General features: G+C 67.4%; 24 protein-coding genes and 3 pseudogenes. 18 read left to right on the top strand and 9 right to left on the bottom strand.

What is annotated here, in order from left to right; translation table 11 throughout:
• Window positions 1-216: 216 nt before the first annotated feature.
• From ACIQD6_RS25690 to ACIQD6_RS25675, 4 genes are all read left to right on the top strand, one after another.
• The gene (locus ACIQD6_RS25690; protein WP_401886239.1) at window positions 217-636 is read left to right on the top strand and encodes an ArsR/SmtB family transcription factor; all 420 of its coding nucleotides are present in this window, start codon (window positions 217-219) and stop codon (window positions 634-636) included.
• Complete coding sequence (gene arsB / locus ACIQD6_RS25685) at window positions 633-1,733, top strand: ACR3 family arsenite efflux transporter (protein ID WP_401886236.1); 1,101 nt, start codon at window positions 633-635, stop codon at window positions 1,731-1,733. The genes ACIQD6_RS25690 and arsB overlap by 4 nt, the downstream gene beginning before the upstream one ends.
• Window positions 1,726-2,136 carry an arsenate reductase ArsC gene (locus tag ACIQD6_RS25680; protein ID WP_401886235.1) on the top strand — a complete coding sequence of 137 codons (411 nt, stop codon included), beginning with the start codon at window positions 1,726-1,728 and terminating at the stop codon, window positions 2,134-2,136. Before arsB ends, ACIQD6_RS25680 begins: the two co-directional genes overlap by 8 nt.
• Window positions 2,137-2,380: 244 nt before the next feature.
• Window positions 2,381-3,412, top strand: coding sequence for a zinc-dependent alcohol dehydrogenase family protein (locus ACIQD6_RS25675; RefSeq protein WP_401886234.1), 1,032 nt, complete (start codon window positions 2,381-2,383; stop codon window positions 3,410-3,412).
• 102 nt (window positions 3,413-3,514) lie between these two features.
• Here the strand turns inward: ACIQD6_RS25675 and ACIQD6_RS25670 are convergent, their stop codons facing one another.
• Together ACIQD6_RS25670 and ACIQD6_RS25665 are read right to left on the bottom strand one after the other, a co-directional pair.
• Window positions 3,515-5,008 carry an FAD-binding oxidoreductase gene (locus ACIQD6_RS25670; RefSeq protein ID WP_401886232.1) on the bottom strand — a complete coding sequence of 498 codons (1,494 nt, stop codon included), beginning with the start codon at window positions 5,006-5,008 and terminating at the stop codon, window positions 3,515-3,517.
• A gap of 437 nt (window positions 5,009-5,445) precedes the next feature.
• Window positions 5,446-5,961, bottom strand: a complete 516-nt coding sequence (locus ACIQD6_RS25665) for a winged helix-turn-helix transcriptional regulator (RefSeq protein WP_401886230.1) — start codon at window positions 5,959-5,961, stop codon at window positions 5,446-5,448.
• Window positions 5,962-6,079: 118 nt separating this feature from the next.
• Between ACIQD6_RS25665 and ACIQD6_RS25660 the strand changes: the two genes are divergently transcribed.
• The 3 genes from ACIQD6_RS25660 to ACIQD6_RS25650 all read left to right on the top strand — a co-directional run bounded on the left by ACIQD6_RS25660 (window position 6,080) and on the right by ACIQD6_RS25650 (window position 7,607).
• Window positions 6,080-6,865: an SDR family oxidoreductase gene (locus ACIQD6_RS25660; RefSeq protein WP_401886229.1), complete on the top strand. Its 786-nt coding sequence runs from the start codon at window positions 6,080-6,082 to the stop codon at window positions 6,863-6,865.
• A 78-nt stretch (window positions 6,866-6,943) separates the two neighbouring features.
• The gene (locus ACIQD6_RS25655) at window positions 6,944-7,303 is read left to right on the top strand and encodes a nuclear transport factor 2 family protein (protein WP_401886226.1); all 360 of its coding nucleotides are present in this window, start codon (window positions 6,944-6,946) and stop codon (window positions 7,301-7,303) included.
• Between the two features lie 109 nt (window positions 7,304-7,412).
• Window positions 7,413-7,607 carry a hypothetical protein gene (locus tag ACIQD6_RS25650; protein ID WP_401886224.1) on the top strand — a complete coding sequence of 65 codons (195 nt, stop codon included), beginning with the start codon at window positions 7,413-7,415 and terminating at the stop codon, window positions 7,605-7,607.
• On the opposite strand, the gene ACIQD6_RS25645 is transcribed toward ACIQD6_RS25650, so the two are convergent.
• Window positions 7,604-7,927: a chaplin gene (locus ACIQD6_RS25645; protein ID WP_401886223.1), complete on the bottom strand. Its 324-nt coding sequence runs from the start codon at window positions 7,925-7,927 to the stop codon at window positions 7,604-7,606. The two genes, ACIQD6_RS25650 and ACIQD6_RS25645, sit on opposite strands and share 4 nt — an antisense overlap.
• 673 nt (window positions 7,928-8,600) lie before the next feature.
• On the opposite strand from ACIQD6_RS25645, the gene ACIQD6_RS25640 reads away from it, so the two are divergent.
• Complete coding sequence (locus ACIQD6_RS25640) at window positions 8,601-8,870, top strand: hypothetical protein (protein WP_401886221.1); 270 nt, start codon at window positions 8,601-8,603, stop codon at window positions 8,868-8,870.
• A 353-nt stretch (window positions 8,871-9,223) separates the two neighbouring features.
• On the opposite strand, the gene ACIQD6_RS25635 is transcribed toward ACIQD6_RS25640, so the two are convergent.
• Complete coding sequence (locus ACIQD6_RS25635) at window positions 9,224-9,391, bottom strand: hypothetical protein (RefSeq protein WP_401886219.1); 168 nt, start codon at window positions 9,389-9,391, stop codon at window positions 9,224-9,226.
• 52 nt (window positions 9,392-9,443) lie between these two features.
• Between ACIQD6_RS25635 and ACIQD6_RS25630 the strand changes: the two genes are divergently transcribed.
• Both ACIQD6_RS25630 and ACIQD6_RS25625 read left to right on the top strand, forming a co-directional pair.
• On the top strand, window positions 9,444-9,860 hold the full coding sequence (locus tag ACIQD6_RS25630) for a hypothetical protein (RefSeq protein ID WP_401886216.1): 417 nt from the start codon (window positions 9,444-9,446) through the stop codon (window positions 9,858-9,860).
• Between the two features lie 322 nt (window positions 9,861-10,182).
• Window positions 10,183-11,172: a D-alanyl-D-alanine carboxypeptidase family protein gene (locus tag ACIQD6_RS25625; protein ID WP_401886213.1), complete on the top strand. Its 990-nt coding sequence runs from the start codon at window positions 10,183-10,185 to the stop codon at window positions 11,170-11,172.
• Between the two features lie 445 nt (window positions 11,173-11,617).
• On the opposite strand, the gene ACIQD6_RS25620 is transcribed toward ACIQD6_RS25625, so the two are convergent.
• Complete coding sequence (locus ACIQD6_RS25620) at window positions 11,618-13,393, bottom strand: tannase/feruloyl esterase family alpha/beta hydrolase (protein ID WP_401886211.1); 1,776 nt, start codon at window positions 13,391-13,393, stop codon at window positions 11,618-11,620.
• A 255-nt stretch (window positions 13,394-13,648) separates the two neighbouring features.
• On the opposite strand from ACIQD6_RS25620, the gene ACIQD6_RS25615 reads away from it, so the two are divergent.
• The 3 genes from ACIQD6_RS25615 (at window position 13,649) to ACIQD6_RS25605 (ending at window position 16,908) form a co-directional block, all read left to right on the top strand.
• Window positions 13,649-14,299: a GntR family transcriptional regulator gene (locus ACIQD6_RS25615; protein ID WP_401886209.1), complete on the top strand. Its 651-nt coding sequence runs from the start codon at window positions 13,649-13,651 to the stop codon at window positions 14,297-14,299.
• 46 nt (window positions 14,300-14,345) lie between these two features.
• Window positions 14,346-15,326, top strand: coding sequence for a catechol 2,3-dioxygenase (locus ACIQD6_RS25610; protein WP_401886208.1), 981 nt, complete (start codon window positions 14,346-14,348; stop codon window positions 15,324-15,326).
• Window positions 15,327-15,588: 262 nt separating this feature from the next.
• The gene (locus ACIQD6_RS25605; RefSeq protein WP_401886205.1) at window positions 15,589-16,908 is read left to right on the top strand and encodes an MFS transporter; all 1,320 of its coding nucleotides are present in this window, start codon (window positions 15,589-15,591) and stop codon (window positions 16,906-16,908) included.
• A 3-nt stretch (window positions 16,909-16,911) separates the two neighbouring features.
• Here ACIQD6_RS25605 and ACIQD6_RS25600 read toward each other — a convergent pair.
• Window positions 16,912-17,085 (bottom strand): annotated as a pseudogene (locus ACIQD6_RS25600) (MoxR family ATPase); the annotation flags it as partial.
• A 440-nt stretch (window positions 17,086-17,525) separates the two neighbouring features.
• Between ACIQD6_RS25600 and ACIQD6_RS25595 the strand changes: the two are divergent.
• Window positions 17,526-18,401, top strand: coding sequence for an aldo/keto reductase (locus ACIQD6_RS25595; protein ID WP_401886203.1), 876 nt, complete (start codon window positions 17,526-17,528; stop codon window positions 18,399-18,401).
• Between the two features lie 218 nt (window positions 18,402-18,619).
• Complete coding sequence (locus ACIQD6_RS25590; protein WP_401886201.1) at window positions 18,620-19,036, top strand: MarR family winged helix-turn-helix transcriptional regulator; 417 nt, start codon at window positions 18,620-18,622, stop codon at window positions 19,034-19,036.
• Between the two features lie 161 nt (window positions 19,037-19,197).
• Here the strand turns inward: ACIQD6_RS25590 and ACIQD6_RS25585 are convergent, their stop codons facing one another.
• Window positions 19,198-19,650, bottom strand: a complete 453-nt coding sequence (locus tag ACIQD6_RS25585; RefSeq protein WP_401886198.1) for a MarR family winged helix-turn-helix transcriptional regulator — start codon at window positions 19,648-19,650, stop codon at window positions 19,198-19,200.
• 221 nt (window positions 19,651-19,871) lie between these two features.
• Here ACIQD6_RS25585 and ACIQD6_RS25580 point away from each other — a divergent pair, with 221 nt between their 5' ends.
• The 3 genes from ACIQD6_RS25580 (at window position 19,872) to ACIQD6_RS25570 (ending at window position 23,440) form a co-directional block, all read left to right on the top strand.
• Window positions 19,872-20,957 carry a CE1758 family FMN-dependent luciferase-like monooxygenase gene (locus ACIQD6_RS25580; RefSeq protein WP_401886197.1) on the top strand — a complete coding sequence of 362 codons (1,086 nt, stop codon included), beginning with the start codon at window positions 19,872-19,874 and terminating at the stop codon, window positions 20,955-20,957.
• Entirely contained in the window at window positions 20,954-21,832 is an 879-nt protein-coding gene (locus ACIQD6_RS25575) for an LLM class F420-dependent oxidoreductase (RefSeq protein ID WP_401886196.1), read from the top strand. The genes ACIQD6_RS25580 and ACIQD6_RS25575 overlap by 4 nt, the downstream gene beginning before the upstream one ends.
• A 78-nt stretch (window positions 21,833-21,910) precedes the next feature.
• On the top strand, window positions 21,911-23,440 hold the full coding sequence (locus tag ACIQD6_RS25570; RefSeq protein ID WP_401886194.1) for a GMC family oxidoreductase: 1,530 nt from the start codon (window positions 21,911-21,913) through the stop codon (window positions 23,438-23,440).
• Window positions 23,441-23,772: 332 nt separating this feature from the next.
• Here ACIQD6_RS25570 and ACIQD6_RS25565 read toward each other — a convergent pair.
• Both ACIQD6_RS25565 and ACIQD6_RS25560 read right to left on the bottom strand, forming a co-directional pair.
• A pseudogene (locus tag ACIQD6_RS25565) lies at window positions 23,773-24,219 on the bottom strand (aldehyde dehydrogenase family protein); the annotation flags it as partial.
• 76 nt (window positions 24,220-24,295) lie between these two features.
• Window positions 24,296-24,553, bottom strand: a pseudogene (locus ACIQD6_RS25560) (aldehyde dehydrogenase family protein); the annotation flags it as partial.
• Window positions 24,554-24,556 lie beyond the last annotated feature (3 nt).

Genomic DNA, 24,556 nt, shown 5'->3' with positions numbered 1-24,556 from the left:
CACGTGCCACCCCGGTCGGCCCAGAACGCAGATCCCGTCACACCCGAGAATGGTCAGCCGCGCCACACGTCACGCGAGGAAGGCAGCCATCCCTTCGCCCATTCCACCGGAGCTCACGAGCTGGGCACGTGACACGGCAGCAGCCCCCGATCAGGTTGCATCGACGCCTGTCGATTCAGCGTTGCGCATTGCATCAAAGAACGTCAATATAGAAGCATGTCGAAACAAGAGCCTGTGGTGCTCGGCCAGGACAACGCCGACGGATGCCGCCCCACGCTGCTGACCGCGCCGCTGGACGAGGGCCAGGCCGAGACGCTGGCGAAGGTGTTCAAGGCCCTGGGTGACCCCGTGCGGCTGCGGTTGCTGTCGATGATCGCCTCACGCGCGGGCGGGGAGGTCTGCGTCTGTGACCTCACCCCGGCCTTCGGCCTGTCCCAGCCGACGATCTCCCACCACCTCAAACTGCTCAAGCAGGCCGGACTCATCGACTCCGAGCGGCGCGGGACATGGGTGTACTACCGGCCGCTGCCCGAGATGACCGACCGCCTGGCCGCGGTCCTCACCCGCCCCGCCGGACGCCCCGCCGGACAGCCTCCGGCCGAACCCGAACCCGAACCCGCCGGGGCCGCCTCGTGAGCGCCGAAGCCACCAGCACGGCGGCGCCCGCAGGGCCGGTGGCCGGACGTCTGTCGTTCCTCGACCGCTTCCTCGCCGGGTGGATCCTGATCGCGATGGCCACCGGCCTCGGACTCGGCCGCCTCGTTCCCGGCCTGGGGGACGCGCTCGCGCAAGTCACTGTCACCGGGGTGTCCCTCCCCATCGCGGTTGGCCTGCTCGTGATGATGTACCCGGTCCTGGCCAAGGTCCGCTACGACCGTCTGGACACCGTCACCCGCGACCGGCGCCTGCTCATCCCGTCCCTGGTACTGAACTGGATCGTCGGGCCGGCCCTGATGTTCGCCTTGGCGTGGTTCTTCCTTCCGGACCTGCCCGAGTACCGCACCGGCCTGATCATCGTCGGCCTCGCCCGCTGCATCGCCATGGTCATCATCTGGAACGACCTCGCCTGCGGCGACCGTGAAGCCGCCGCCGTCCTCGTCGCCCTGAACTCCGTCTTCCAGATTCTCGCGTTCAGCCTGCTGGGCTGGTTCTACCTGAGTGTGCTGCCCGGCCGACTCGGCCTGGAGCAGACCGCGCTCGACGTGTCCGTGTGGGAGATCGCCCGCAGTGTGCTCATCTTCCTCGGCATCCCACTGCTGGCCGGGTTCCTCACCCGCCGCCTCGGCGAGAAGGCCAAGGGCCGCACCTGGTACGAGACGAAACTCATCCCCCGGATCGGCCCGTTCGCCCTGTACGGGCTGCTGTTCACCATCATCGTGCTCTTCGCCCTCCAGGGCGACGCCATCGCCACCCGCCCCCTGGACGTCGTACGGATCGCGCTGCCGCTGCTCGTGTACTTCGCCGTGATGTGGGCCGGGTCCATGGCCGTCGGCCGAGCGGTCGGCCTGGACTACCCGAAGGCCACCACACTGGCGTTCACCGCCGCGGGCAACAACTTCGAGCTGGCCATCGCGGTTGCCATCGCCACCTTCGGCGCCACCTCCGGCCAGGCCCTCGCCGGAGTCGTCGGCCCCCTCATCGAGGTGCCCGTCCTGATCGGCCTGGTCCACGTCGCCCTGGCAACTCGCCGCTTCTTCCCTCAACCCGCACCGGAAGGTTCCGTCCGTGTCTGAGAGCCCGAAGCCATCCGTACTCTTCGTGTGCGTCCACAACGCCGGCCGCTCGCAAATGGCCGCCGCGTTCCTGACCCACCTCGCACACGGCCGCGTCGAAGTGCGCTCCGCGGGTTCCACACCGGCCGACGTCATGAACGCGGCAGTGGTCGAGGCGATGGACGAGGTCGGCATCGACATCTCGGCCGAAACCCCGAAGGTACTGACCGTGGAAGCCGTACAGGCGTCCGACATCGTGATCACCATGGGCTGCGGCGACACCTGCCCCGTCTTCCCCGGCAAGCAGTACCTGGACTGGAGGCTCGACGACCCGGCCGGGCAAGGCATCGACGCGGTACGGCCCATCCGCAACGAGATCGAGCGGCGCATCCGCAGGCTGCTCACCGAACTCACCGCCTCCTGAGAATCCGGCCCAAGTCCCGGCTATTTCACGGTGAATGCCGTTGGCGACATACATCCCGAGCTCCGTTGCCACTGGCAGGCCTGTCAAGCGGCCGTCCCGTTCTTCGTCGTCTGCCGGTACCACGACCTCGCCATGAATCCCCCGGCAGTCGTTGTCAGTGTGTTCTCGCGGTTCTCGCTCCTGGCAGAGGACCTCGCCGACAGGCCCGTTTGCCCCGGCCACGCCCCCGCCGCAGGCTTGAAGAATGACGTTCACCGTCTCCGCCGGGGAGACACAGCACGGCTGGGCCGTCGGGACGCCCGGTCCGATCAGCACCGGGCCCTTGGTCCGGGGCCGGATGCACACACCCGCCCCCGGCCCCGGTGACCTGCTGCTACGGGTGGAGGCCTGCGGTGTGTGCCGTACCGACCTGCACCTGGCCGAGGGAGACCTCGCACCGCATCGACGGTCGACCGTACCCGGACACGAGATCGTCGGCAGGGTCGTCGCCACCGGCGACTCGGTGACCATGTTCCGTACCGGCGACCGCGCCGGCGGGGCCTGGCTGCGCGGCACCTGCGGAACATGCCGCTACTGCCGCGCCGGACAGGAGAACCTCTGCCCCCGGTCCACCTACACGGGATGGGACGCGGACGGAGGCTTCGCCGATCTGGCGCTGGTCCCCGAAGCCTTCGCCTACCCTCTTCCGGAAGGCCAGGACGCCACCTCGCTCGCGCCCCTCCTGTGCGCCGGAATCATCGGCTACCGCGCGCTGCGCCGCTCCGCACTGCCCGAGGGAGGGCGGCTGGGCATCTACGGCTTCGGCGCCTCCGCCCACCTGGCAGCGCAGGTGGCCCTTGCCGAGAACGCCACCGTCCACGTGCTGACCCGGTCCGCGCGGGCACGCGCACTCGCGCTGGAACTCGGTGCCGCTTCGGCAGGAGACGCGTACGATCCTCCGCCCGAGCCTCTGGACTCGGCGATCCTGTTCGCCCCGGTGGGCGACCTGGTGCCGGTGGCGCTGGAGGCCCTGGACCGGTCCGGCACACTCGCGATCGCCGGGATCCACCTCACCGACATTCCCCCGCTGAACTACCAGCGCCACCTCTTCCAGGAACGGAACCTGCGCAGCGTCACCTCCAACACCCGTCAGGACGGGCGCGACTTCCTGGCCCTCGCCGAGCGCATCGGCATCCAGGTCACCGTCACTCCGTATCCCTTGAGCCGAGCGGACCAGGCGCTCGCCGACCTGGCCGCCGATCACGTCACCGGCGCCGCCGTACTCGTACCCGACTGACTCTCCCTCCGGGCAGACCGCGGGAGAGCGCGTCTCGGCATCCGCGCATGGTGCAGGGCGATGAACAGGTCGGCAGGGGAACCTGCCTCACCTGCGAGCCGGTCAGCAGAACGCGGGCGGGATGCTCTGCTCGTACTGGAAGACGTTGAGGGGGTCGTACTTCGCCTTGATCTTGCGCAGCCGGTCGAAGTTGGATCCCCAGTAGGCGGTTTCCCAGTCCTGCATGCCGATGTTCGGCACGTTGACGTAGGCGCCGTTCACGTAGGGCCGTAGTGCCTGGCTGAACTCGGCGATCCAGGCCTGGGCCTGTGGGGTCAGCTCGTCGCCGCTGCCCGGTTCTCCACGGGTTCCCCAGCCGGTGCCGGGCTCGGAGTAGAAGAGCGCATCGCGATGAGGGAATGCCGTGCCACCGCGGGGGCTCTTCCTGACCGCTCCACCGAAGGCCTGGGTGAAGAAGTTGCTGTCGTCCGTCGGCGCGTCTCGCATGAATGAGGCGATCACCCTGATCGCCTCACTCGGGAACGGCTTGTCCGTGAACTGCGAGAAGAACTTCCAGTTCGCGGGATCGTCCGCGGTCGGAGTCTGGAATCCCGCATATACGTCGCCCCAGTTACCTTCTTGCACGGAGACATCGGGACGACCGATCGACAGGATAGGGGCCAGCAGCTTCTTCGCTTCCGTCGGCGTTCCTTCCGCGAGGACCGCGAACAGCACGATCTCGTTTCTGTGAACTTCGATCTGGGTTCCGAGACGGTCGTCGGCGCTCGGCGCCATATGCTGCCATGTGTCGAATACCCCGTGCAGGTCCCCGAGGCCGTCCCACGTCGCTTGCACGTAAGTGACGCTCTTGAGCGGAGCCACCTTGTAGGTGAGTGACGTGACGATTCCGAAGTTGCCGTTGCCCGCCCCGCGGAGCGCCCAGAGCAGGTCCGAGTTGTCCTTCAGGTCCGCCTTGATCACCTTGGCGCAGTCGGTGCCCGAGGCGACGACGATCTCGGCGCCGATCAGGCTGTCGCAGGCCATGCCGAGGTAGCGGGTGAGGAAGCCGAGGCCACCGCCGAGCGTCGCACCGGCCAGGCCCACGCTGCCCTCCGTTCCGGTCGTCACCGCGAAGTTCTTCTTCGCGAGCAGGGTCACCGCTTCCAACTGGTTGAGCCCAGACCCGACCGTCGCGATACGAGCGGCCGTGTCGATGTGTACCGACTTCAGCTCGCTGACATCGATCACGATGCCGTTGTCGACGTTCGACCAGCCCTCAAGGCTGTGGCCGCCGCTTCGCACCCGCAGCGCGACGTCGTGTTGCCGTGCCCAGGTGAGGGCGTTGATCACGTCCTGGGTCTTCTGGGCGTAGACGATGACCAGCGGATAGTGGACGAAGAGTTCGTCCCAGCCCAGGCTCGCACTCGCGTAGTCGGGGTCGTCGGGACGGACGATGCGGCCGGTGAGCTTCGCCGGACCGCACGTCGCGCTTTCGGCCTCGTGGGTCACGGCGTTCGCGCCCGGGGCTTCCGCGGCCGTGATGCCCGGGAGAACGACCGCGCCGGCGCCTGCGGCCGCCGTAGCCCTGAGCATTCCGCGACGAGAAAAGTCCTGCATGATCCGTATCCTCTCGACCGGGATACGCCAGCATTCGACTGAGGCACATCGTGTCCGTCGACGGGCGCGTTCGATCATCTGTGGACGACATCTGGGGCCCGCAGATTAACAGGGGATATTGCGGCGGTGTCGCCCGACACCGCCAATTGAGGGCAATGCCGAATTGTTGAAGGATGACATATACGGGTGAGCACTGATTAGCCCAATCGGGCATATCCGGCTGGACTTGCTTTTCATACCGTTCATATGGCGGTCAATACTCCGCCGTAGATGTGATCTTCGGGGCCGAAGGGCGGCTTGACGGCGGCAATGGCTGCGGCGGGCGGGCTTGGTGACGTCGGCACCGGTGGACCAGCGCCACCTGTGCGCGAGGTCGTGGAGGTGCGGTCGGGCCCCGCAGACGCCTTACCGGATGCCCGTAGCCCAGCCGCTCGCTTTCATTCGCCTTGCGTCGGTGTCCCCGGGTTCGTCGCGTAGCGGTTGCGCATCACGTCGCTCGCGGCGGGGCCCGCCGCGAAGACATACGCGTTGCTGTCGTCGAGTCGGCGGCCGGTTCCGGCATCGACGACGGGCTCGACCTCCTCGCCGCTGTGTGCTTCGACGAGGATCATGCTGCGTTCGGCCGGTGCGAGGCGGGAGTTGCCCCATGCGGCCAGAGCGACTATCACCGGTCGGAGGGAGTGACCTAGTTCGGTCAGGACGTACTCGTGACGGACGGGGTTGGTCCGGTACGGCCGGCGCTCCAGGAGGCCGTCCGCCACGAGGGCCTTCAGCCGGGTGGTGAGCATGCTGGAGGAGATGCCCAGGCTCTCCTGGAACTGGTCGAAGCGGGTGTAGCCGTCGAAGGCGTCGTGGAGGATCAGCAGCGTCCACCACTCGCCGACGTGTTGCACCGTCGTGGACAGGGGGCACTCCCGGTCCTCCAGCCTGATCCGGCTTGCCACAACGACCATCTCCCCAGTTACTGCTAAAGTAGAAGTTAGTAACTTCTACTTTAGCAGTTTCCTCTAGCGGTTACCTCGGGGATGCCGTCTCGCACTCGCATGCCCGCACCCGGAAACGGAATACGCCATGCCCCCACCCATCAGCGAATCCCTCCAAGGCCGTCGCGCTCTGGTCACCGGCGGCACCAAGGGCACCGGAGCCGCCATCGCCCTTCGTCTCGCGCAGGCCGGTGCGACCGTACTCGTCACCGCACGCGCTCGCCCCGACGACGTCGACGAAGGAACGTTCATCGCTGCCGACCTGTCCACCGCCGAGGGCGCCGCCCGCGTCGTCGCCGAGGTGGACGCCCGCATGGGCGGTGTCGACGTACTGGTCAACACCCTCGGCGGATCCGAGGCGCCGGCCGGCGGATTCGCGGCGCTCGGCGAGGACGACTGGACAAGAGAGCTGAACGTGAACCTGCTGGCCGCAGTCCGTCTGGACCGCGCCCTGATCCCGCACATGATCGCCATGGGCAAGGGCGTGATCGTGCACGTCACCTCGATCCAGCGCCGCATGCCGTTGTGGAACGGGACTCTGGCCTACGCCGCCGCGAAAGCCGCCCTGACCACCTACAGCAAGGGTCTGGCCAACGAGGTCGCCCCGCACGGCGTCCGCGTCAACACCGTCTCGCCCGGCTTCGTCCAGACGTCCGCCGCCGACCACCTCGTCGCCAGGATCTCCGAGGAGGCGGGCATCACGACGGAAGCGGCGCTGGGCCGCCTCATGGACTCCCTGGGCGGCATCCCCCTCGGCCGCCCCAACCGGCCCGAAGAAGTTGCCGAGCTGGTCGCCTTCCTCGTCTCCGACCGGGCCTCGGCCATCGTCGGCGCCGAGCACGTCATCGACGGCGGCACCGTCCCCTCTGTCTGACACCTTCGTCCGATCTGTCTGACACCTTCGTCCGAAGCGCCATCGAACCGTCCAACCGGCCATCAGATGAGGAGCGTCATGCGCCACGACCAGCCCCGTACCATCGCCCCGGACGCCCTGCCCGAGGTGGTCATCCGCTACGTGAAGGCGCATGGCGCCCGCGACACCGCCACCGCGGTCTCGGCGTTCACCGGCGATGCCACGGTGATCGACGACGGCCACACGTACGAAGGCACCGCGGAGATCACGGACTGGCTGGGCCGATCCGCCGGCGAATTCACCTACACCACCCGGCTCACCGCCGCTTGGCAGACCGACGCGACCCACTACGTCGCCACGCAGCACCTCGAAGGTGACTTTCCCGGCGGTGTCGTCGATCTGCACTACCGGTTCGCCCTCCGCGACGACCTCATCGAACGCCTCGTCATCGAGGCCTGAGGCGTCAAGGCCTGAGGCGTCGAGGCACCCGTGGGGGGACCCGTCAGGCCGGGCCCAGGACCCCGACGGGTGGGGCGTCGAGGGCCTTGTGGTCGACGCCTTTTGCCCTGTGGGCGAGGAGTACTACACGGACGACACCGACCACGTATTCGCCTTCGGCCACCACCGCAGCGAAACGAAGACCGGCAAGAGCGTGGACGTCCGGTTCAGCCACCTGTGGACCGTCCCCGACGGCAAACTCGCCGGGGACGGATCCCGCTGCTTCCGGATCCGTCCCCGCCACGGGTGCCCAGCCAACCGTTAGTTGTTGCCACCACCGCCACCGTTGGCGCCGCCCCCGCCGCCGACGCCGTTCAGCAGGCCCCCGACATTGATGCTGTTCCCGCACACATTGAGCGGGATGCTGATGGGGGCCTGGATGACGTTGCCGGACAGAACGCCAGGAGAGTTCAGCGCCACACCGGACGCCGAGGCGCTCCCGGAGTTGTAGCACCCGGGCCGGGCGTGCGACGGGGCCGTGTTGGTGTGTTCGTGGTCGGGATCGTCACATGCCTGTGCCGAACCGACGCATACGGCTGTCAGGAACAGGCTCAGCCCCACGGAGCCGATCAACTTCTCGATCATTTTCATAAAAACTGATTCTCGGGTTAGTGCAGACTGATCCAGCAGATCAACATGCCCAGGTCACCCGTACTGGCGCACGACGGCCCATGATCCCGAGGACATGGACCGTCTCTCCCCGTCAAAACTCCGCATGCGCCACTTCTCTGGTTCGAGCCGTAACGAAGCCTGCCCCGGCCGCCACGCCTTGCCAGCTGGTCAACGGCAACCGCCGCGCCCTCGCCCCTCAGCTGCCCCCCAGCGGCCCCGGCCGGAGCGGGGCTGTCGCCGCCCTGGCTTCACCGACCCGGCCCGCTTGAGACGGGGGTTCCCGCAGGCGTGCGCCGTGCCCGCCCGGAATACCGGAACAGCGCGCTCGGTGAGGGGGCGCGCGGGATGTAGTCAGTCTTTACGCACGGATGGTCAAGTGCCGTCTATGGGGTGTCGTTGTCCAACACTCACCACAGGAAAGGCAGTTGGTCGAAGATCTGGCAGGTCTGGACTACGGCCTGGCAGTACGGCGGATGCGGCAGGCGTCCTCCGGCGGACGTGCAGACCCGCTGGACTTCGGCCTCGACGACATCGCGACCATGCTTACGCCCTTCGTACTGCTGGTGGTCGACGAGGCGTGCCGCGCCGCCGTCACGGACGGGACCGGACCGCTGATGAACCGGGTCACGACCGCCCTCGGGCGGCTGTGCTGCGCCCGTCCGCCCGCCGCACAGCCGCCCCGCCCGAGGTTCCCTACCTTGACCGGGAGCAGCTGGCGTCCGTACGGCGTCGGGTGCGTGAGGAAGCGGTCCGGCACAGCCTCTCCGATTCCGACGCCGACGCCCTCGCCGACAGCGTGGTCGCACGGCTGGCCCTGGCGGGCACGGAGGACCCGCAGGACGCCGAGCCCGGCGGGAGCGAGACCGGTGAGCGGGGCGATGATGGTGCTCGTCAGGAGGACGGGCCGGTCCGGTGAGCGGGGACACCGAGGCAGCTGCGCCCCGCCAGGCCCCAGCGCCTTCGGCCCCCGAGCCGGGCGCTCTCCCCTCCGGGACCACCCTGCGCTTCCTCATCCTCGTCGTCGCGATGGCGGTGGCAACGCTCAAGATGCTGACCGGTGTTCTGCAGCCGTACCCCACCCGGAACGTCGAGTTCCTCTGCGAGTTCGCAGCGGGCTACGACCCGGGCGGCAAACTCATCGACAACGTGACGCGGAGCAACGCCCAGGCCGAGGCGATCAAGGAGTGCGCTGAGGGCGCCCCCGTGACGCCGGGGTGGTACGGACTGGCAGGCAGCGCCGTCGTCTTGCTGACGGCCGTCGCCGTGTACCTACTGCTGCCGCGCTGGAAACGGTGGCGGCGCGGTGTGGTGCCGCCGTACGGCCGGGATCCGCAGGGCGAGATCCGTGCCGAGGTCGCCCAGCTGGCCGGGATCGCCGGAGTGCGCACCCTCGACGAGCGAGGCGGCCGGTTGGCCGCCCCACAGGTTGCCCAGCAAGCCAGCAGACGTAGACCACGGCGCCGAGGAACGGGAAGAGCAGGGGTTCCAGGTGCGGGGGCCACCAGTCGGGGCCGATGCTTGCCCCGGACAGCAACTCCCCGCAGACCAGGCCGAGTCCGAGCGCCAAGCCCGCCCGCATACCCCCGCTGAGACCGGTGCCTTCGACGGTGACGCCCTGCGCCCCGTCTGCACCGGCATCGCCCGCGACACGGCCACCGCACAACACCATCTGGACGTACCCGACCCCGAACTGGGCCGCGAATGGTCCGCCCTGCTGGCCAAGAGCCGGGATGCGGCCCGCGAGTGCACGTCCGTGCTCGGCTCGGAGACGGATGACGTGCGGCGCAACACGAAGATGCTGGAGCAACTCTTTGACACATACGAGCAGGCAGGCGATGCCCTCCCACGCCTGACGGACCGAGTGAGCACCGCGCTGAAGCAGTGGCCGCAGTGGAAGGCCGGCTGATCAGCCCGCACGGGATGTGGACCGCCCGCTGCGCGTCGACCGCGAGATCAAGGCCGGCACGGTGTGGACCAACACCTGAGCCGTGGTTCACGGCCGGCGCCGACGCCGACGAGGCCGCTTCCCAGTGGAGTCGGCCGGGCACGGTGCGCGAGCCGCTCCACAGGCCCCACCAGTTGTCCGCACGACATCTGCACAGAGATCAATCCTGTTACCCGGCTATGACAAAGCGATCTTGACAGTGGCTGCCACGACGCAAGTAAGTTCGATATGCACCGAGTTTCCACTACCAGCCGGCGTCCCCGCGCCGGGAGAAGGGACGCCCATGGGTTCCCACGCCCGCCCCAACCGGATACACCGAACTGGGGCCCGGATCGCGACAGTCGCACTTTTCGGGGCCGCCCTGCCGATCACCGCCGGCGGCCTCGCCGAGGCGGCCACCCCCAGTGCCACACACTCCACCGAGCAGAGCGGCGAGACCACCGCTCCCGCCGGCCAGAACCAGAGAGCACTGGCCACGAAGGACCAGGCCGCCCCCAACATCAAAGCCGACCACGCCTTCCTGCTGGACGCTCGCGACGGCAGCCAGGAGCGGGAGATGTGGGCCGGGGCCAAGGCTGACGAGAGCGTGTCGATGGCCAGTACCACCAAGATCATGACTGCCTTGGTGGTACTCAAGCAGCCGGAGCGGCTGGACCAGCAGATCACGGTGAAGCAGGAGTACCGCGACTACGTCCAGCAGGTCGGTGCCAGTACGGCCGACCTCCAGACCGGCGACAAACTGACCGTCAAGCAGCTGCTGCACGCCATGCTGATCCCGTCCGGAGCGGACGCCGCACGGGCCCTGGCCGACAACTTCGGCTCCGGGGACACCGAGGACGCGCGGATCGCCGACTTCGTGAACCAGATGAACGCCGAGGCGCAGCAACTGGGCCTGACCGGCACACACTTCGACGGCTACGACGGCATCTCGAACGGCGACAACCGCAGCACCGCCCGCGACCTGGCCAAGCTCGGCCAGCGCGCGATGCTGAAGCCGGTGTTCGCCGACGTCGTGAAGAACGCGCAGTTCGAGACCGAGGCCACGGCGGCCAACGGCCGTATCCGGTACTACACCTGGACCAACACCAACCAGCTGCTGGGTACCTACGACGGCGCCCTGGGCATCAAGACCGGCAGCGGCCCGGAGGCCGGCTACGCCGTCGTCTTCGCCGCCGAGCGGGACAATCGCACCCTGGTCGGCGCGATCCTCGGGACCGACCAGACCCGCTTCGACGACGCCACCAAGATGCTCGACTGGGGCTTCGCCCGCTGAGCAGGCAGCACCCCCGGAACCGACCGTGTCCACGTGCGGCGCCGCAGGCCCCCGCTCCGTCCCTGCCCCATCGCGGACGAGCGGGGGCCTTCCGCTCGGCGCGAGAAAACACCCGGTCCGCCCGCCACGCGCAGGGTGCGGGACGCACTTCGACCCCAGGCACATTCTGAACCAGGGCCACAAGAACGGAATACTCCGGCGGCCGGCCCTTCTGTGCATACGGCTACGTACCGGACGGCGCCCGCTTCTGGACCGCGATCGACGACCAGCCGGCCAACCCCTGGAACTGACGAACAGCGCGAGAAACGGAAACAGGGCGATGGCGTCCTCTGCCGCCCGGAGGCCGGCAGAGGGCGCTCCAGTACCGCGCACGACGTCACGCTCCCTGCGGGAGCCAGGAGCCCGACGTCTGAAGTCACTTGCTGTTCCTGGTCACCTCACGCGTTCAGGCCTTGCCTTTGGTGACCACCCACTTGCCGTTGACCCAGTTGCCGACGGTCTCGTAGCCGGAGCGGAAGGAGCCGAACCAGTTCAGCGCCAGGCCGGCCTCGGCGGTGGACCTCACGGGGGTGTAGCTGCTTGCCTCGTCGGCCGGGCCGCCCGTGGTGTTCTTGGCGAAGTAGGGGAAGGGATAGGCCGGGCGGGTGGCGGTGGTCTTCCCGCCGCTGTCGACCGACGTGGTCGTCAGGCTGCTCGGCGCCTTGCCCTCGGTGACCCAGTCGACCATGGCGGTCAGCGCGTCGAAGGTGTCCGGGCCCTGACCGCCGCCACAGTGCGCGACGCCCGGGAGCAGGAACAGCCGCGCGAAACTGCTGGTCGCCTCCGCGCCGCCCATGGTCTTCTGCACGGCCTTGTAATACGCCATGGTGCCGACGGCGGGGATGTGCTGATCACCCAGACCGTGCCAGAGGATCAGCTTGCCGCCGGCCGCCTTGAACGCCTTCAGGTCCGGGTCGGTCGCGTCGTACATGCCCTCGTTGGGCCGCATGACCTTCTCGTAGTAGGCAGCGGTGAACTTGATGTTCTTGTAGGTCAGGGCAGGCTGCGGACGGTCGAAGATCTGGTAGCGGACGGTCTCCCGGACGAAGTTCATGTCTCCGGTGGTGCCGGTGGCCGTGGCCGGCACGATGACACCGGCCCAGTTCAGTTCGGAGCCGCGCAGTTGGTACCCCGGATACAGCAGCTTGCCGTGCTCGTCGGTCGGTCCCGAGTAGATCCGGTGCAGGGTGGTGACCTGATCCGCCGTCAGACAGAAGTCCGAGGATGTGGAGGTCTGGCCGGCCTTGCACTGGATGCTCGCCGGGTCCCAGTCGCAGTTCAGCGGATCGGCGATGATGCCGTCGCTGGCGCCGCAGCCCTTGAGCACGGCCTCGTGCAGGGGCGCGAGGGCGGCGGTGGTGATCGTGGCGGGACCGTTGTCGAGGAACACCGACTGGGCGGTCCAGGCGTGCGAGAAGGTGTTCAGCGCGGTGAAGTTGTTGGCCGGGGCACCGGCGATGATGCCGTCGAAGTCGGTCGGGTAACGCTGAGCCTCGGTCAGGGCCTGATGACCGCCCTGCGAGCAGCCGTCGAAGTACGAGTGAGTGGCGGACTGCCCGTAGTACAGCTTGATGATGGCCTTGGCCGCTTGGGCGAGCTCGTGGTCGGACTTGTAGCCGAAGTCGGCGCGCAGCGTCGGGTCGGTGGAGAACAGACCGCCGCCCTGGGAGTGGCCCTCGTCGCTGGAGGCGACGGCGAAGGCGCCGCTGGTCAGCGGTACGCAACCGCTCGACGCGGGGGCGCTGCCCACACTCACGTTGCCGCAGAGGCCGCCGCAGCCCAACTGGAGGTAGTCGGCCTGCCATCCCGTCTGAGGAAGACGCAGCTCGAAGTGGATCTGCGGAGCGATCACGCCCTTCACGACGCAGGCCGCCCAGTTGCCGAGCGAGTTGCTGCCGGCGGCCAGCTCTGTGGCCGAGGTGATTTCGAAGGGCACGCCGGGTACGGCGGTGGCCAGGTCCCGCGAGGTGACGCCGGCACAGGACATGGCCGGCGCGATACCCGAGGACGTGCTGCTCGATGTGGTGCCGCTGGTCGAGGCCGAGGCCATGCCGTCGGCCGCCCCGGCGGGGCTACCGGTCGGCAGCAACAGAGCCGCTGTGGCCACCAGTCCGGCGACGGCGGTGGCGTGAATGAAGGCGCGTAAGCGGGACAGACTCGTGAGCACGCGAGGTCGCCTCATGCTCGTTCCTTTCCGGAGGAAGAGGAAGGGGTGAAGGACGGCAGGCCGGACCGGCCCGCACGCAGGGCGATGTCGCGTCCGGTGTGGCTCTGGACGTGAAGGAGCCGTGTGAGCGGGCGATCGTGGCGGGGCAACGGTGCCGTGGCGGATGAACGTAGCGTCACCGAGGCTTGGTGACAACACCGGTGTCAAAATTGTTGACAATCTCGCTCCTCTGGATTTAGGTTCGCCAGGCACTCACCCAGGGAGGGCGCGATGGAGGAAGACCCCCGTCCAGGCACTGGGGAGCAGGCCAGGCAACACGCACTGGTGCAGCTCAGGCAGGCGATTCTGCGCGGCGACATGGCACCGTCCCAGCGGCTGGTGGAGAACGAGCTGGCCAAGCGGTTCGGTGTGACGCGGGCCGGCATCCGGGCAGCGCTGGCCGATCTGGCATCCGAGGGGCTGGTCGAGCGGATCCGCAACCGCGGATCACGAGTGCGGGTGGTGACCGTCGAGGAAGCAGTGGCCATCACCGAGTGCCGCATGGCACCCGAAGCGTTGTGCGCGGCAAAGGCAGCCATCGCGGCCGACGACGACCAGCTGGCCCAACTGACGGACCTGGGCACGGAGATGTCCAAGGCCGTTGCCAACAGCGAGCCGGTGACCTACTCCGAACTCAACCACGAACTGCACGACCGGATCCGGCAGTTCTCCGGTCAGCGGGTGGCGGTTGGGCTGCTGGACCGGCTCAACGCACAGCTGGTGCGCCATCGTTTCCAGCTCGCGCTGCGCCCGGGTCGCCCGCAACAGTCCCTGAGCGAGCATCTGACCATGATCGAAGCGATCACGGCCAGAGATCCGCGGGCGGCCGAAGCCGCCGTCCACGCCCACCTCCGCAGTGTGATCGACGCGCTGCGCAGCTGACGTCACCGGGACGGGCACACAACTGTCCATCAAGGAGATATCTGCGATGACGCACGGCAACGCGCCCACCACACCACGATCGAGGCCCCTCGGTGACATCGCCCACCTCGGTCATGTCGAACTGCTCACTCCGGACCTGGACGCCAGCGTCCGGTTCTTCACGGACTACCTCGGACTGACCGAGAACGGACGCTCCGGAGACTCGGTCTACCTGCGAACCTGGGACGACTACGAGCACCACAGCCTGACCCTCACCGCCCACTCGACGTCGGGCATCCGCCGTACGGCCCTGCGCACCTCCGGCGAGGAAGCCCTCCAGCGCCGCGTCGGAGAGTTCGAGAACGCGGGCCGCGAAGGCCGCTGGGTAGAGGACGAGCCCGGCATCGGCTCGGTCTACGTCACCGCTGACCCTGACGGCCACGAAATCGCCCTGTACTGGGAAAGCGAGTGGTACCAGGCCCCGGACGAGCTCAAGCCGGCCCTGAAGAACCAGCCGCAGGCCAAGCCCGGCCACGGGGTGGGTGTGCGCCGCCTTGACCACGTCAACTTCCTCGCCGCGGACGTCGCGACCAACGGCGACTTCATCCACGACGCGCTCGGGGCCCGCCCCACCGAACAGATCCGGCTCAACAGCGGCAGGATCGCCGCCCAGTGGCTGACCTTCAGCAACAAGTCGTACGACATCGTCTACACCGAGGACTGGACCGGCTCGAACGGGCGCCTGCACCACATCGCGTTCGCCACGGACACCCGCGAGGACATCCTGCGCGCCGCTGACCTCGCCATCGACACCGGCGTGTTCATCGAGACCGGCCCGCACAAGCACGCCATCCAGCAGACCTTCTTCCTGTACGTCTACGAGCCGGGCGGCAACCGCATCGAACTGTGCAACCCGCTCACCCGCCTCGTCCTGGCCCCCGACTGGCGGCTGGTCACCTGGACCGAGGACGAGCGGAAGAAGGGCCAGGCCTGGGGCCTCAAGACCATCGAGTCCTTCCATACCCACGGCACACCGCCCGTCGGGTAGTGCGCCCTCCGCACGTTGCGGAGCGCCCGGCGCCGGCACACGGCCGTGTGCCGGCCATAGCCCGTACCACCGGTCCGGTGGGGGCTGTGCCGCCGACTCAGGAGGCGGTCAGATTGTTCCTGTGATTGTTGACAAAAGCGTTGACGGTGGCGAACCAGGTCCTTAGCGTCGGGCCCTGCCCAGCCTTGGGTGAGCCGCACAAGCCGTGATGCCCCGCCTCCTCACCCGCCTTCAGGGACGCCCCCGGACGAAGGAAACAATGATGTCTCCCTCCCGCGCTCTGCCCGCCGACGGCGCAAGACTGGCCACACTGGTCGTCGGTCTGTGCTGGCTGGTCGTCTTCTTCGACGGCCTCGACCAGTTCATCTACGGCTCCGTGCTGCCGCACATGCTGGAGACCAAAGCGCTCGGAATCGACCCCGGAACAGCCGGCGACATCGGCTCCTACGCCAACTTCGGCGTGCTGACCGGTGCCCTGTTATCCGGTACCGTCAGCGACTGGGTCGGCCGAAAGAAGACGATCATCGCCTCGACCGCCGTCTTCTCCCTGGCCTCCGCCGTCTGCGCCTCCGCCACCGGCCTCGGCGAGTTCACCTTCGGTCGGTTCCTGGCCGGCCTCGGCCTCGGCGGCCTGCTGCCGAGCGCGATCACCATGGTCAGCGAGTACGCTCCGCGCGGCCGCGGTGCCCTGATCGTCGGCTCTCTGATGACCGCCCATCAGGCCGGCGGTATCGTCGCCGGCTTCGTGGCGCTGTGGACCGGCGACTGGCGCGTCTCCTTCTGGATCTGCGTGGCCCCGCTCTTCATCGGTGTCCCGCTGGCCGCCGGATTCCTCCCCGAGTCCATGGCCTTCCTGCAGGCCAGGGGCCGCACCGAGGACGCCTTGGCACTCGCCGACCGCTACGGCGTCGAGCTGGTGGCCCGGGACAAGGGCCGCCCGGTCGCTGCCGACCGCTGGAGCGCGCTCGCCGCACTGTTCCGTGGCGGCATGTGGGTCCAGACGCTGTTCTTCTGGCTGGCCTCCTTCGGGGGCCTCCTGCTTGTCTACGGCGTCTCCCAGTGGCTGCCTTCGATGATGCGCGCCGCCGGTTACGACCTCGGCTCCTCGATCAGCTTCGTCATCGTCATCAACTTCGGCGGCATCGTCGGCATGCTGATCGGCGGCAGGCTCACCGACACGTTCGGCGGCTCGCGCATCGCCGCGATCTGGTTCGGCGCCACCGCCATCGGCATCTACCTGCTCAGCGTCCACATGCTGCCGGCCGTCACCTATGTCGTGGTCTTCCTGACCGGCCTGTTCCTCTTCAGCGCCCAGGCGATGATCTACGCCACCGTCGCCGCCCGTTCCCACTCCGAGAACCGGGCCACCGCAGTCGGCTGGGTCTCCGGTATGGGCCGCTTCGGCGCCATCTTCGGCCCATGGCTCGGTGGTCAACTGCTCGCCACCGGCTCGCACACCGCAGGCTTCATCGCCTTCGCCGTCGCGGGCGTCTTCTCGATGCTGTTCGTCAGCCTGACCGGCCTGCGCCGCGTCCAGATGACGCCGCAGAACAGCACCCCGCAGCCGTCTCCCACCGGCTGACCGCAGGAGCGTCCCGAGGAGACTGACGCACTCCAGGCCCAGCGACTCGGCGAAGCCGCGTACGAGCGATGACTTGCCGATCCCGGGTGCTCCCCAGAGAAACACGGGCCGAACGGTGGCGAGCCCGAGCAGCAGGTCGGGAATCCGGGCGGGAGTGACGGTGACGGCGGCCTGCACGCGGAGGTTTTCCTTCGGGACGTGGGAGATCGAGCCCGCTCAGTATGGGAGGCCCCACGGACCGCCGCAGCCGAATTTCGGGCCGCGCCGGCGCGGGTGCCACCCTCGCTCAGGGGACACAGACGTGCCACATCCCGGCTGCTCCCCGGCCTTCCTTGCTCGATGAAGCGACTGCGCATATAATTGCCAAAGCAAGCAATTAACTCCACAAGCGTCAGCAGATGGACGGGAATCTCCTATCCCGGTCAGCCCTGAGGCACCGCACACGCGGCCCACCGTGGGGTGAGTCCGCGAAGCATGCCGGAGCCCACCTCACCGACGCAGTCCCACCACCCGATCCGCGCACGGAAACACACGGTGCGCCGACTTCCGGAGAGCCCCCCATGCACGTACCCACGAACGGACACAAGCACGGACGAGCAAGTGATACTCAGGGCCACATGACATTCCGGCTCGGAGGCACGACGGAGATTCCCCGGCTGGGTTTCGGCGCCATGCACCTTCCCGGCCGTGTCGGCCGTGGTACCAGGCCCGCCGACCGGCGCAGCTCCGTCCAGGTGGCCAGGGCCGCCGTGGATCTCGGCGTCCGCCACATCGACACCGCAGCCTTCTACCGTGTCGGCACGACAGGGGCCAACGAGATCCTCCGCGAAGCGCTGGAGCCCTATCCCAGCGACCTGACCATCGCGACCAAAGTAGGCCCCCTTTTCCCCGCACCGGGACAGCCAATGGTGTCGGCCGCCCCAGGCCGGCTGCGCGCACTGGTCGAGGAGAACCTGGAGCAGCTGGGTGTGAACGTCCTCGACCTCGTGTATCTGCGAGTGGGCGAGCCCGACTCGCTGGCAGAGCGGTTCGCCACGCTTGACGAGCTTCGCGTCGAGGGCCTGATCCGCCATCTGGGAGTCAGCGCGGTCACGCTGGACCAGCTCCAGGAAGCCCGGACCATTGCCCCGGTGGCCGCGGTGCAGAACCTGTTCGGAGTGTTCGACCAGAGCGACGCCGCGATCGTCGACGCTTGCGCGGATGCCGGGATCGCCTTCATGCCGTACTTCGCGCTCGGGGGCGGGCGCGCCACCCCGAACAGGGAGGTTCTCCATGAAATCGCGGTGCGGCACGGTGCCACACCGCGGCAGGTTGCCCTTGCCTGGGGACTCCACCGCTCGCCGACCCTGGTGCAGATTGTCGGTACGTCCTCCGTCACCCATCTCTCGGAAAACATGGAGGCGCGGCACCTTGAGTTGTCACGCGAGGACATGGCCCTGCTGACCGACAAGGAGGTGGACGGCGAAGCAGACAGTGGGGGTGGCCGGCTGTAGGTAAACCACTCGCTTCTTCTTGCCTGAGGAACCATGTGCCGTAAGGGAAGCGACAAAGCCCTGGGCGATATGCGCACTGTGCGTCCGCCAGGCTCCCGCGGCTCGCCAGAGAGGACGGACACGACGTGCCGACTGGGCCCTCATCCCCCGAATCGACGGTGCCGCACCCGCTGACCCACGAGGAGGAGCGTTTGTGGCGCTCGCTTCAGAGACTCCTGATGACCCTCCCCCGCGCGCTTGATGAAGATCTACTTCGATCAACCGGCCTGTCGCTCACCCAGTACACCGTCCTCATGTGCCTGTCGGAGATACCGCACAACTCCATGCGCATGACCGAGTTGGCATCGGCGACAGCCTTGTCCGCAAGCCGCGTCACACGCGTCGTGGAGTCCATGCAAGCCCGCGGCCTGCTGTCCAAGCGCCGCCACTCCACAGACGCCCGGGGAAACGTGGTAACGATCACGGAGGCCGGCCGGGACCGGCTGCGCACCGCCTACCCCACTCATCTGGCCAGCGCACGGGCACGGGTCCTGGACTACCTCGACCGAACGACGGTGGGCGACATCGCCGTCCAGTTGCAGGCCGTCGCAGAGCCCCTCTGCCCGACGGCACAGACGCCAGGCGTCAGCACGTGAGTCTGGGGCGACCTCGGTGAGGACCCGGCGCAAGACGGCCACCCAGGACCTCTCGTTCGGATCTTGCCGGGCTCGCGCGCCGGCAAGCAACCGGATCTGGATACGAGAACGGCCCACTGCTCTTCGGTGGCAGCGGGCCGGAGATCGAGGGCGGCCGGAGATCAGTCGAGTCGCTCCGCGATTGCTTCGAACTGTCTCAGCATGGCCGGCACCGACCGTCCGTCCAGCTGGTCGATGACGCGCTTACGAGCGCTCGCCAAGTGCACCGGGTAGGCGCCCTTGAGGCGATCCAGGCCGTCGGGAGTCAGCGTGGCCACGCTCCCGCGACCGTCACCTTCGAAGCGCCGCTTGGCCACCAGGCCTCGCGAGCGCAGTGTGTCCACGACTCGCGTGATTCGGCTCGCCGACAGCGCGGTGGTGGCAGCCAGATCAGCCATCCGCAGTTCCTGATTCTCAGCTTCGGACAGGCCCATCAGCACGACATACTCGGTGAGAGTCAGCCCGGTGGAGCGCAGCAGATCCTCATCCAGGGAACGAGGAAGGGCCACGATGATGCGCATCAGAGCGCGCCACAGGCGTTCTTCCTGAGCAGTCAAAGGATCAGCAGATTTCACACCTCAAACCTTAGCGTGCCCAAGCAAACGTACTCCAATCGCGTGAGGCCGCCGAGGACGCGCAGCCGAGAGCCGCCGGTGCCTCGCAGACAAGATCGAGGCGGCCGGTGAAGCGGCGGCGTCGCGCTGAGGGCGCATCGACAGCAAGTATTCGGCACGCTAATATTTGCTGACGCACGCAATAAAATGGCCACGAGAGCAGAGTGTGAGGCAGGCGCGGCATGGAACTTGGGATATTCAGCGTGGGAGACTGCGCGCCAGATGTGCTCACCGGGCACCGGCCCACCGAGCAGGAGCGCCTGAAGGCCCTCACTCGGATCGCGGTCCATGCGGAAGAGGCCGGCTTCGACGTCTTCGCCATCGGCGAGCACCACAATCCGCCGTTCGTGGTCAGCGCGGAATCGACGTTGCTCGCCTATATCGCCGCGTGCACATCGGCTATCACCCTGTCGACGTCCACCACCCTCATCACGACGAACGATCCCGTGAAGATCGCCGAGGACTTCGCCACACTGCAACTGCTGGCGGACGGCCGCGTGGACATCATGCTCGGCCGGGGCAACACAGCCGAGGTCTATCCCTGGTTCGGCCAGGACATCCGTAACGGCATCGACCTGGCGCTGGAGAACTACGGCCTTCTGCGTCGCCTGTGGGACGAGGAGAACGTCAACTGGAGTGGCTCCTTCCGGGCGCCGCTGACCAACTTCACAGCAGTTCCACGGCCGTTGGCAGCACCGCCGTTCGTCTGGCACGGCTCCATCCGCAGCCCTCAGATCGCGGAACAGGCCGCTCGCCACGGTGACGGATTCTTCGTCAACAACCTGTTCATGCCGGTCTCCCACTTCGCGGAATCCGTAAAGCTCTACCGTGACCAGTGGGCGGCGCATGGACGCGGGACGCCCGAAACAGCCATCGTCGGCGCCGGCGCTTCACTGTACGTACGCCCCAACTCCCAGCAGGCCTACCGTGAGTACTCGCCCTACTACTACTCACACCCTGTGCTGTCGAGTTCCGGCCGCCTCGAGGAGGCAAGCCAGCACACCGGTGCCATCGTCGGAAGCCCGGCACAGGCGATTGAGCGAGTCCTGTCCTTCCGCGAGCATTTCGGCACCTACCAACGGCAGTTGTTCGGTTTGGACATGGCGGGACTGCCTGAAACCACGGTCCACGAAATGATCGAACTGGCCGGCTCCGAGATCCTGCCCGTGCTGCGCACGGAGCTCGGCGTTTCCCCGGCCGGCCGCATGGCCGGCCGCATGACCGTCCGTCAGGCAGTAGGGTCCCCCATCCATGGGAGCAGCGCATGAGACTGGGCGTCACCATCGCCGACTTCACCTGGCCTGAGGGCCCGCACTCCATCGCCAGGCATGTCACCGAACTGGCTCGAGCGGCGGACGACCTCGAATTCTCCCGCATCGCCGTGATGGACCATCTGTTCCAGATCGGCATCGTCGGTGCGCCCGAGCAGGAGATGCTTGAGGCATACACCACGCTCGGCTACCTGGCGGCATCGACCTCGCGCGCCGAACTCCTCACCTTGGTGACCTCCGTCGGCTACCGCGAGCCCGGTCTCCTGGCGAAGACGCTGACCACCTTGGACGTTCTTTCAGGAGGCCGGGCAGCGCTCGGCATCGGAATCGGTGCCCCTTTCAACATCGCCGAGTCGCGGGGGCTGGGGCTGCCCTTTCCGCCGGTTGCCGAGCGGTTCGAACGTCTGGAAGAAACACTCCAGATCTGCCTGCGGATGTGGGACAGCAACGACGAGCCCTACCAGGGCAAGCACTACCGCCTTGAGCGCACTCTCAACTCGCCTCCCGCGGTGCGTGATCCGCGCCCTCCGATCCTGATCGGAGGGTCCGGGAAAAAGAAGACACTTCGGCTCGTGGCCCAGTACGCGGATGCCTGCAATCTCTTCCACGGTCCGGACCTCGGGCACAAACTGGATGTGCTGCGCAGGCACTGCGACGCGATCGGCAGGGACTACGCCACGATCGAGAAGACGGTCATGCTCCCTCTCGCACCAGGTGTACGAGGCGAGCGCATCCCTGCCCTCCTCGCTGAACTTGAGCGTCTCGGCCGGCTGGGATTCGACCACGTCATCGGTCCCGTGCACGGTCCCGATCAGCTCGCTGCGCTGACGCTGCTGGGAGAACGTGTCGTTCCTGAGGCCATGGGCATGTAGGCGGCCGGCCGGTCGACACCTGAACTCTATTGCCCTGAACTTTATTGCTTTGAAAAGCATGTAGAGCTGGAGACATCTGTGAGCGACAACAACACTGCTGACATCCATGGCACCACGGTGCTCGTCGTGGGCGGCGGGTCAGCCGGGGCCGTGCTGGCAGCCAAGCTCAGCGAGAATCCGCAGCGACGGGTCCTGCTCATCGAGGCAGGACCGGACTATCCCGACGGCGACTTCCCGGAAGAACTCCTGAACCCCCACATCCTGGCTCACCCGAGCCACGACTGGGCCTACAGTGCTCGGGGCTCTGAGCGCGCTCCGCTCATACCCGCGCCCCGCGGCCGGACCATGGGCGGCAGCTCTTCGGTCAACGCCGGAGTGTTTCTCAGGGCCCGAGCCTCGGACTTCGCCGCCTGGGACACTCGATACGGAATCAAGGGGTGGTCCTATGAGGACGTTCTCCTCACATTCAGGGACCTGGAGAACACGTCGGCCGGGGACGACAGATTCCACGGGCGCACCGGCCCATTCCCTCTCAGGCAGTGGGACTACAAGGAACTGACGTCCCCACTGAAGGCTTTCGTCGACACCTGCGTCGGCCAAGGCTTTCCGCAGAACCACGACTTCAACGGCGCCGAGCAGTACGGAACGGGCGGCTACCCGGTCAACATCGTGGACGGCATCCGCCAGAACACCTCTCTGGCATACCTGACTCCTGAGGTCCGCCGCCGCCCCAACCTCAGAATCCTTTCGGGCATCACGATCGACACCGTGCTCATCGAGAACGGCGTGGCGCAAGGAGTGGTGAGCGACTCGGGCACCGTCTACCGTGCTGAAGAGGTCGTACTGTCCGCCGGCAGCTATGGCAGTCCCGCCATTTTGATGCGCTCGGGAATCGGCCCTTCGGCTCATCTGCGGGCCCTGGGAATCGACGTGGTGGCCGACCTGCCGGTGGGCCGGCGCTTGCAGGACCACCCTTTCTTCCACTCGCTGTTCGCGCTTGCCCCTGAACACCAGACGATGACGGCGGCTTTCCAGGCCCACCTGTGGTTCGCGTCGCGCGACGCGTACGAAGCTGAGCTCGACCTGAGCATCGTCGCCACCCACCTGCTGGACGGCTCGTTCAGCCCCACAGGAGGAGCGGTACTGCTGGCGGCCGCGGTGACCCGCCCGGACTCGCGTGGCTCCGTCTCACTCGCGGGCAGGGATCCGCACGTCGCTCCCCTCATAGACGACAACTACCTGTCGACGCCAAGAGATCTGCGTCGCATGCTGGAAGCCGTCAAGCTCGTGCGGAGTATCGCCGGAAGTGCTCCTTTCGCACGCGCGATCACCTCTGAACTCGCCCCCGGGGACGCGGTCCGCAGTGATGATCAACTGGCGGAACTCGTCATGCGGAAGATCACCACCTATGGCCACCCCACATCGACAGCGCCCATGGGTGGCTCCGACGACGAATGGGCCGTCGTCGACGGACTCGGTGCGGTCAAGGGGCTGGGAGGGTTGCGTGTCGTGGACGCATCGATCATCCCCGAGGTCCCGTCCGCACCGACGAACGCGACCACGATCATGCTCGCGGAACACATTGCGCGTCGTGTTTACAAGCACTGACGTCCCGTCACCAGAACTGTCAGAACCCTGATCGGTCGTAGTAGTGGAACGGGAACAGGCCGGCCGCCCGGACAGGGGGACAGCGTGCGGCTGACGGTAAGCGGTGGCCGGGGCCTCCCGGTCACCGCTTGCCGTCCACGTCGGCCTCCGCCTTGAGGACGTACCAACGCAGGCGGCACGACGCGCTGGAACAGCTCCGACGAACCGTCCGGCACCACATGACGAACCCCTCGCGCATAACGCAGATGGCCCAGTCACCTCGCTGTGACTGGGCCATCTGCTGTAGCGCGTCGACCCACCTTGTGTGGGTGATCCCCGCTCTGGACGACTCCTCAGAACGGGAGCGGCCGCTCATCGCTCGTGGCGTTGATCCAGATGACGTCCGAGAAGTCGTTGAGGGCATCCGGGCCAGTGCGCCCCCAGCCGCTGTCGCGGACGCCGCCCATGGGCGCGTGGATCTCGTCGTTGACGGTTGACGAATTGACGTTGACGATGCCGTGCAGCAGGGTCGGTGCCAACTCGAAGCCGCGGTAGGTGTCGCCCGTCAGGATCGAGGAGGTGAGACCGTACATGGTCCGGTTCGCAACCTGTACGGCTTCCTCGGCGGTGTCCACCGGCTCGACGATGACCAGCGGTCCGAACGTCTCCTCGTTGGAAACGGTGGCGTCGTAGGACACGTTGGTGAGAATGGTCGGCTGGTAGACGAGACCCCCGTGGGTACCGCCCGTGTGCAGCGTGGCGCCCTTCTCGACAGCCTCCTTGACACGCGCATCCACGAGGTCGACCGCTGCTCTTGCGGGTGTTCAGGCAGATCTGCCCCTGGTGGAAGAAGGCACCGGCGGTTGCGGTGCGCACGGCGTAGTCCAGGTCCACGTCGTCAAGGATGATCATGGGGTTGTAGCCGCCGAGCTCCAGGACCGTCCTCTTCAGCATGCGGCCGGCTCGTTCCGCGAGCATCCGGGCCGTGTTCACTCCGCCGATAAGGTTGATGACGCGCACGTCCGGGCTGGCGAAGAACTCATCGGCGATGGCCGCCGCGCCGCCGGGAGCATGGGGGACCACGTTGATCACGCCGGGTGGGAACCCTGCCTCCTCCGCGATCTCGGCAACCATCAG

Source organism: Streptomyces sp. NPDC088400 (genome assembly GCF_044753355.1).
GTDB lineage: Bacteria > Actinomycetota > Actinomycetes > Streptomycetales > Streptomycetaceae > Streptomyces.
The sequence above is the reverse complement of the archived record's forward strand: the minus strand, read 5'-3'. Positions and strand labels throughout refer to the sequence as shown.

Bases quoted from the DNA above. Each gene is read 5' to 3' on its own strand.
- ACIQD6_RS25660 (WP_401886229.1), top strand. From the start codon at position 6,080: ATGCCCCCACCCATCAGCGAATCCCTCCAAGGCCGTCGCGCTCTGGTC.
- ACIQD6_RS25610 (WP_401886208.1), top strand. From the start codon at position 14,346: ATGACGCACGGCAACGCGCCCACCACACCACGATCGAGGCCCCTCGGT.
- ACIQD6_RS25575 (WP_401886196.1), top strand. From the start codon at position 20,954: ATGAGACTGGGCGTCACCATCGCCGACTTCACCTGGCCTGAGGGCCCG.
- ACIQD6_RS25675 (WP_401886234.1), top strand. From the start codon at position 2,381: ATGACGTTCACCGTCTCCGCCGGGGAGACACAGCACGGCTGGGCCGTC.
- ACIQD6_RS25625 (WP_401886213.1), top strand. From the start codon at position 10,183: ATGGGTTCCCACGCCCGCCCCAACCGGATACACCGAACTGGGGCCCGG.
- ACIQD6_RS25645 (WP_401886223.1), bottom strand. From the start codon at position 7,927: ATGATCGAGAAGTTGATCGGCTCCGTGGGGCTGAGCCTGTTCCTGACA.
- ACIQD6_RS25595 (WP_401886203.1), top strand. From the start codon at position 17,526: ATGACATTCCGGCTCGGAGGCACGACGGAGATTCCCCGGCTGGGTTTC.
- ACIQD6_RS25670 (WP_401886232.1), bottom strand. From the start codon at position 5,008: ATGCAGGACTTTTCTCGTCGCGGAATGCTCAGGGCTACGGCGGCCGCA.
- ACIQD6_RS25615 (WP_401886209.1), top strand. From the start codon at position 13,649: ATGGAGGAAGACCCCCGTCCAGGCACTGGGGAGCAGGCCAGGCAACAC.
- ACIQD6_RS25665 (WP_401886230.1), bottom strand. From the start codon at position 5,961: ATGGTCGTTGTGGCAAGCCGGATCAGGCTGGAGGACCGGGAGTGCCCC.
- ACIQD6_RS25580 (WP_401886197.1), top strand. From the start codon at position 19,872: ATGGAACTTGGGATATTCAGCGTGGGAGACTGCGCGCCAGATGTGCTC.
- ACIQD6_RS25590 (WP_401886201.1), top strand. From the start codon at position 18,620: ATGACCCTCCCCCGCGCGCTTGATGAAGATCTACTTCGATCAACCGGC.
- ACIQD6_RS25620 (WP_401886211.1), bottom strand. From the start codon at position 13,393: ATGAGGCGACCTCGCGTGCTCACGAGTCTGTCCCGCTTACGCGCCTTC.
- ACIQD6_RS25655 (WP_401886226.1), top strand. From the start codon at position 6,944: ATGCGCCACGACCAGCCCCGTACCATCGCCCCGGACGCCCTGCCCGAG.
- ACIQD6_RS25605 (WP_401886205.1), top strand. From the start codon at position 15,589: ATGTCTCCCTCCCGCGCTCTGCCCGCCGACGGCGCAAGACTGGCCACA.
- ACIQD6_RS25690 (WP_401886239.1), top strand. From the start codon at position 217: ATGTCGAAACAAGAGCCTGTGGTGCTCGGCCAGGACAACGCCGACGGA.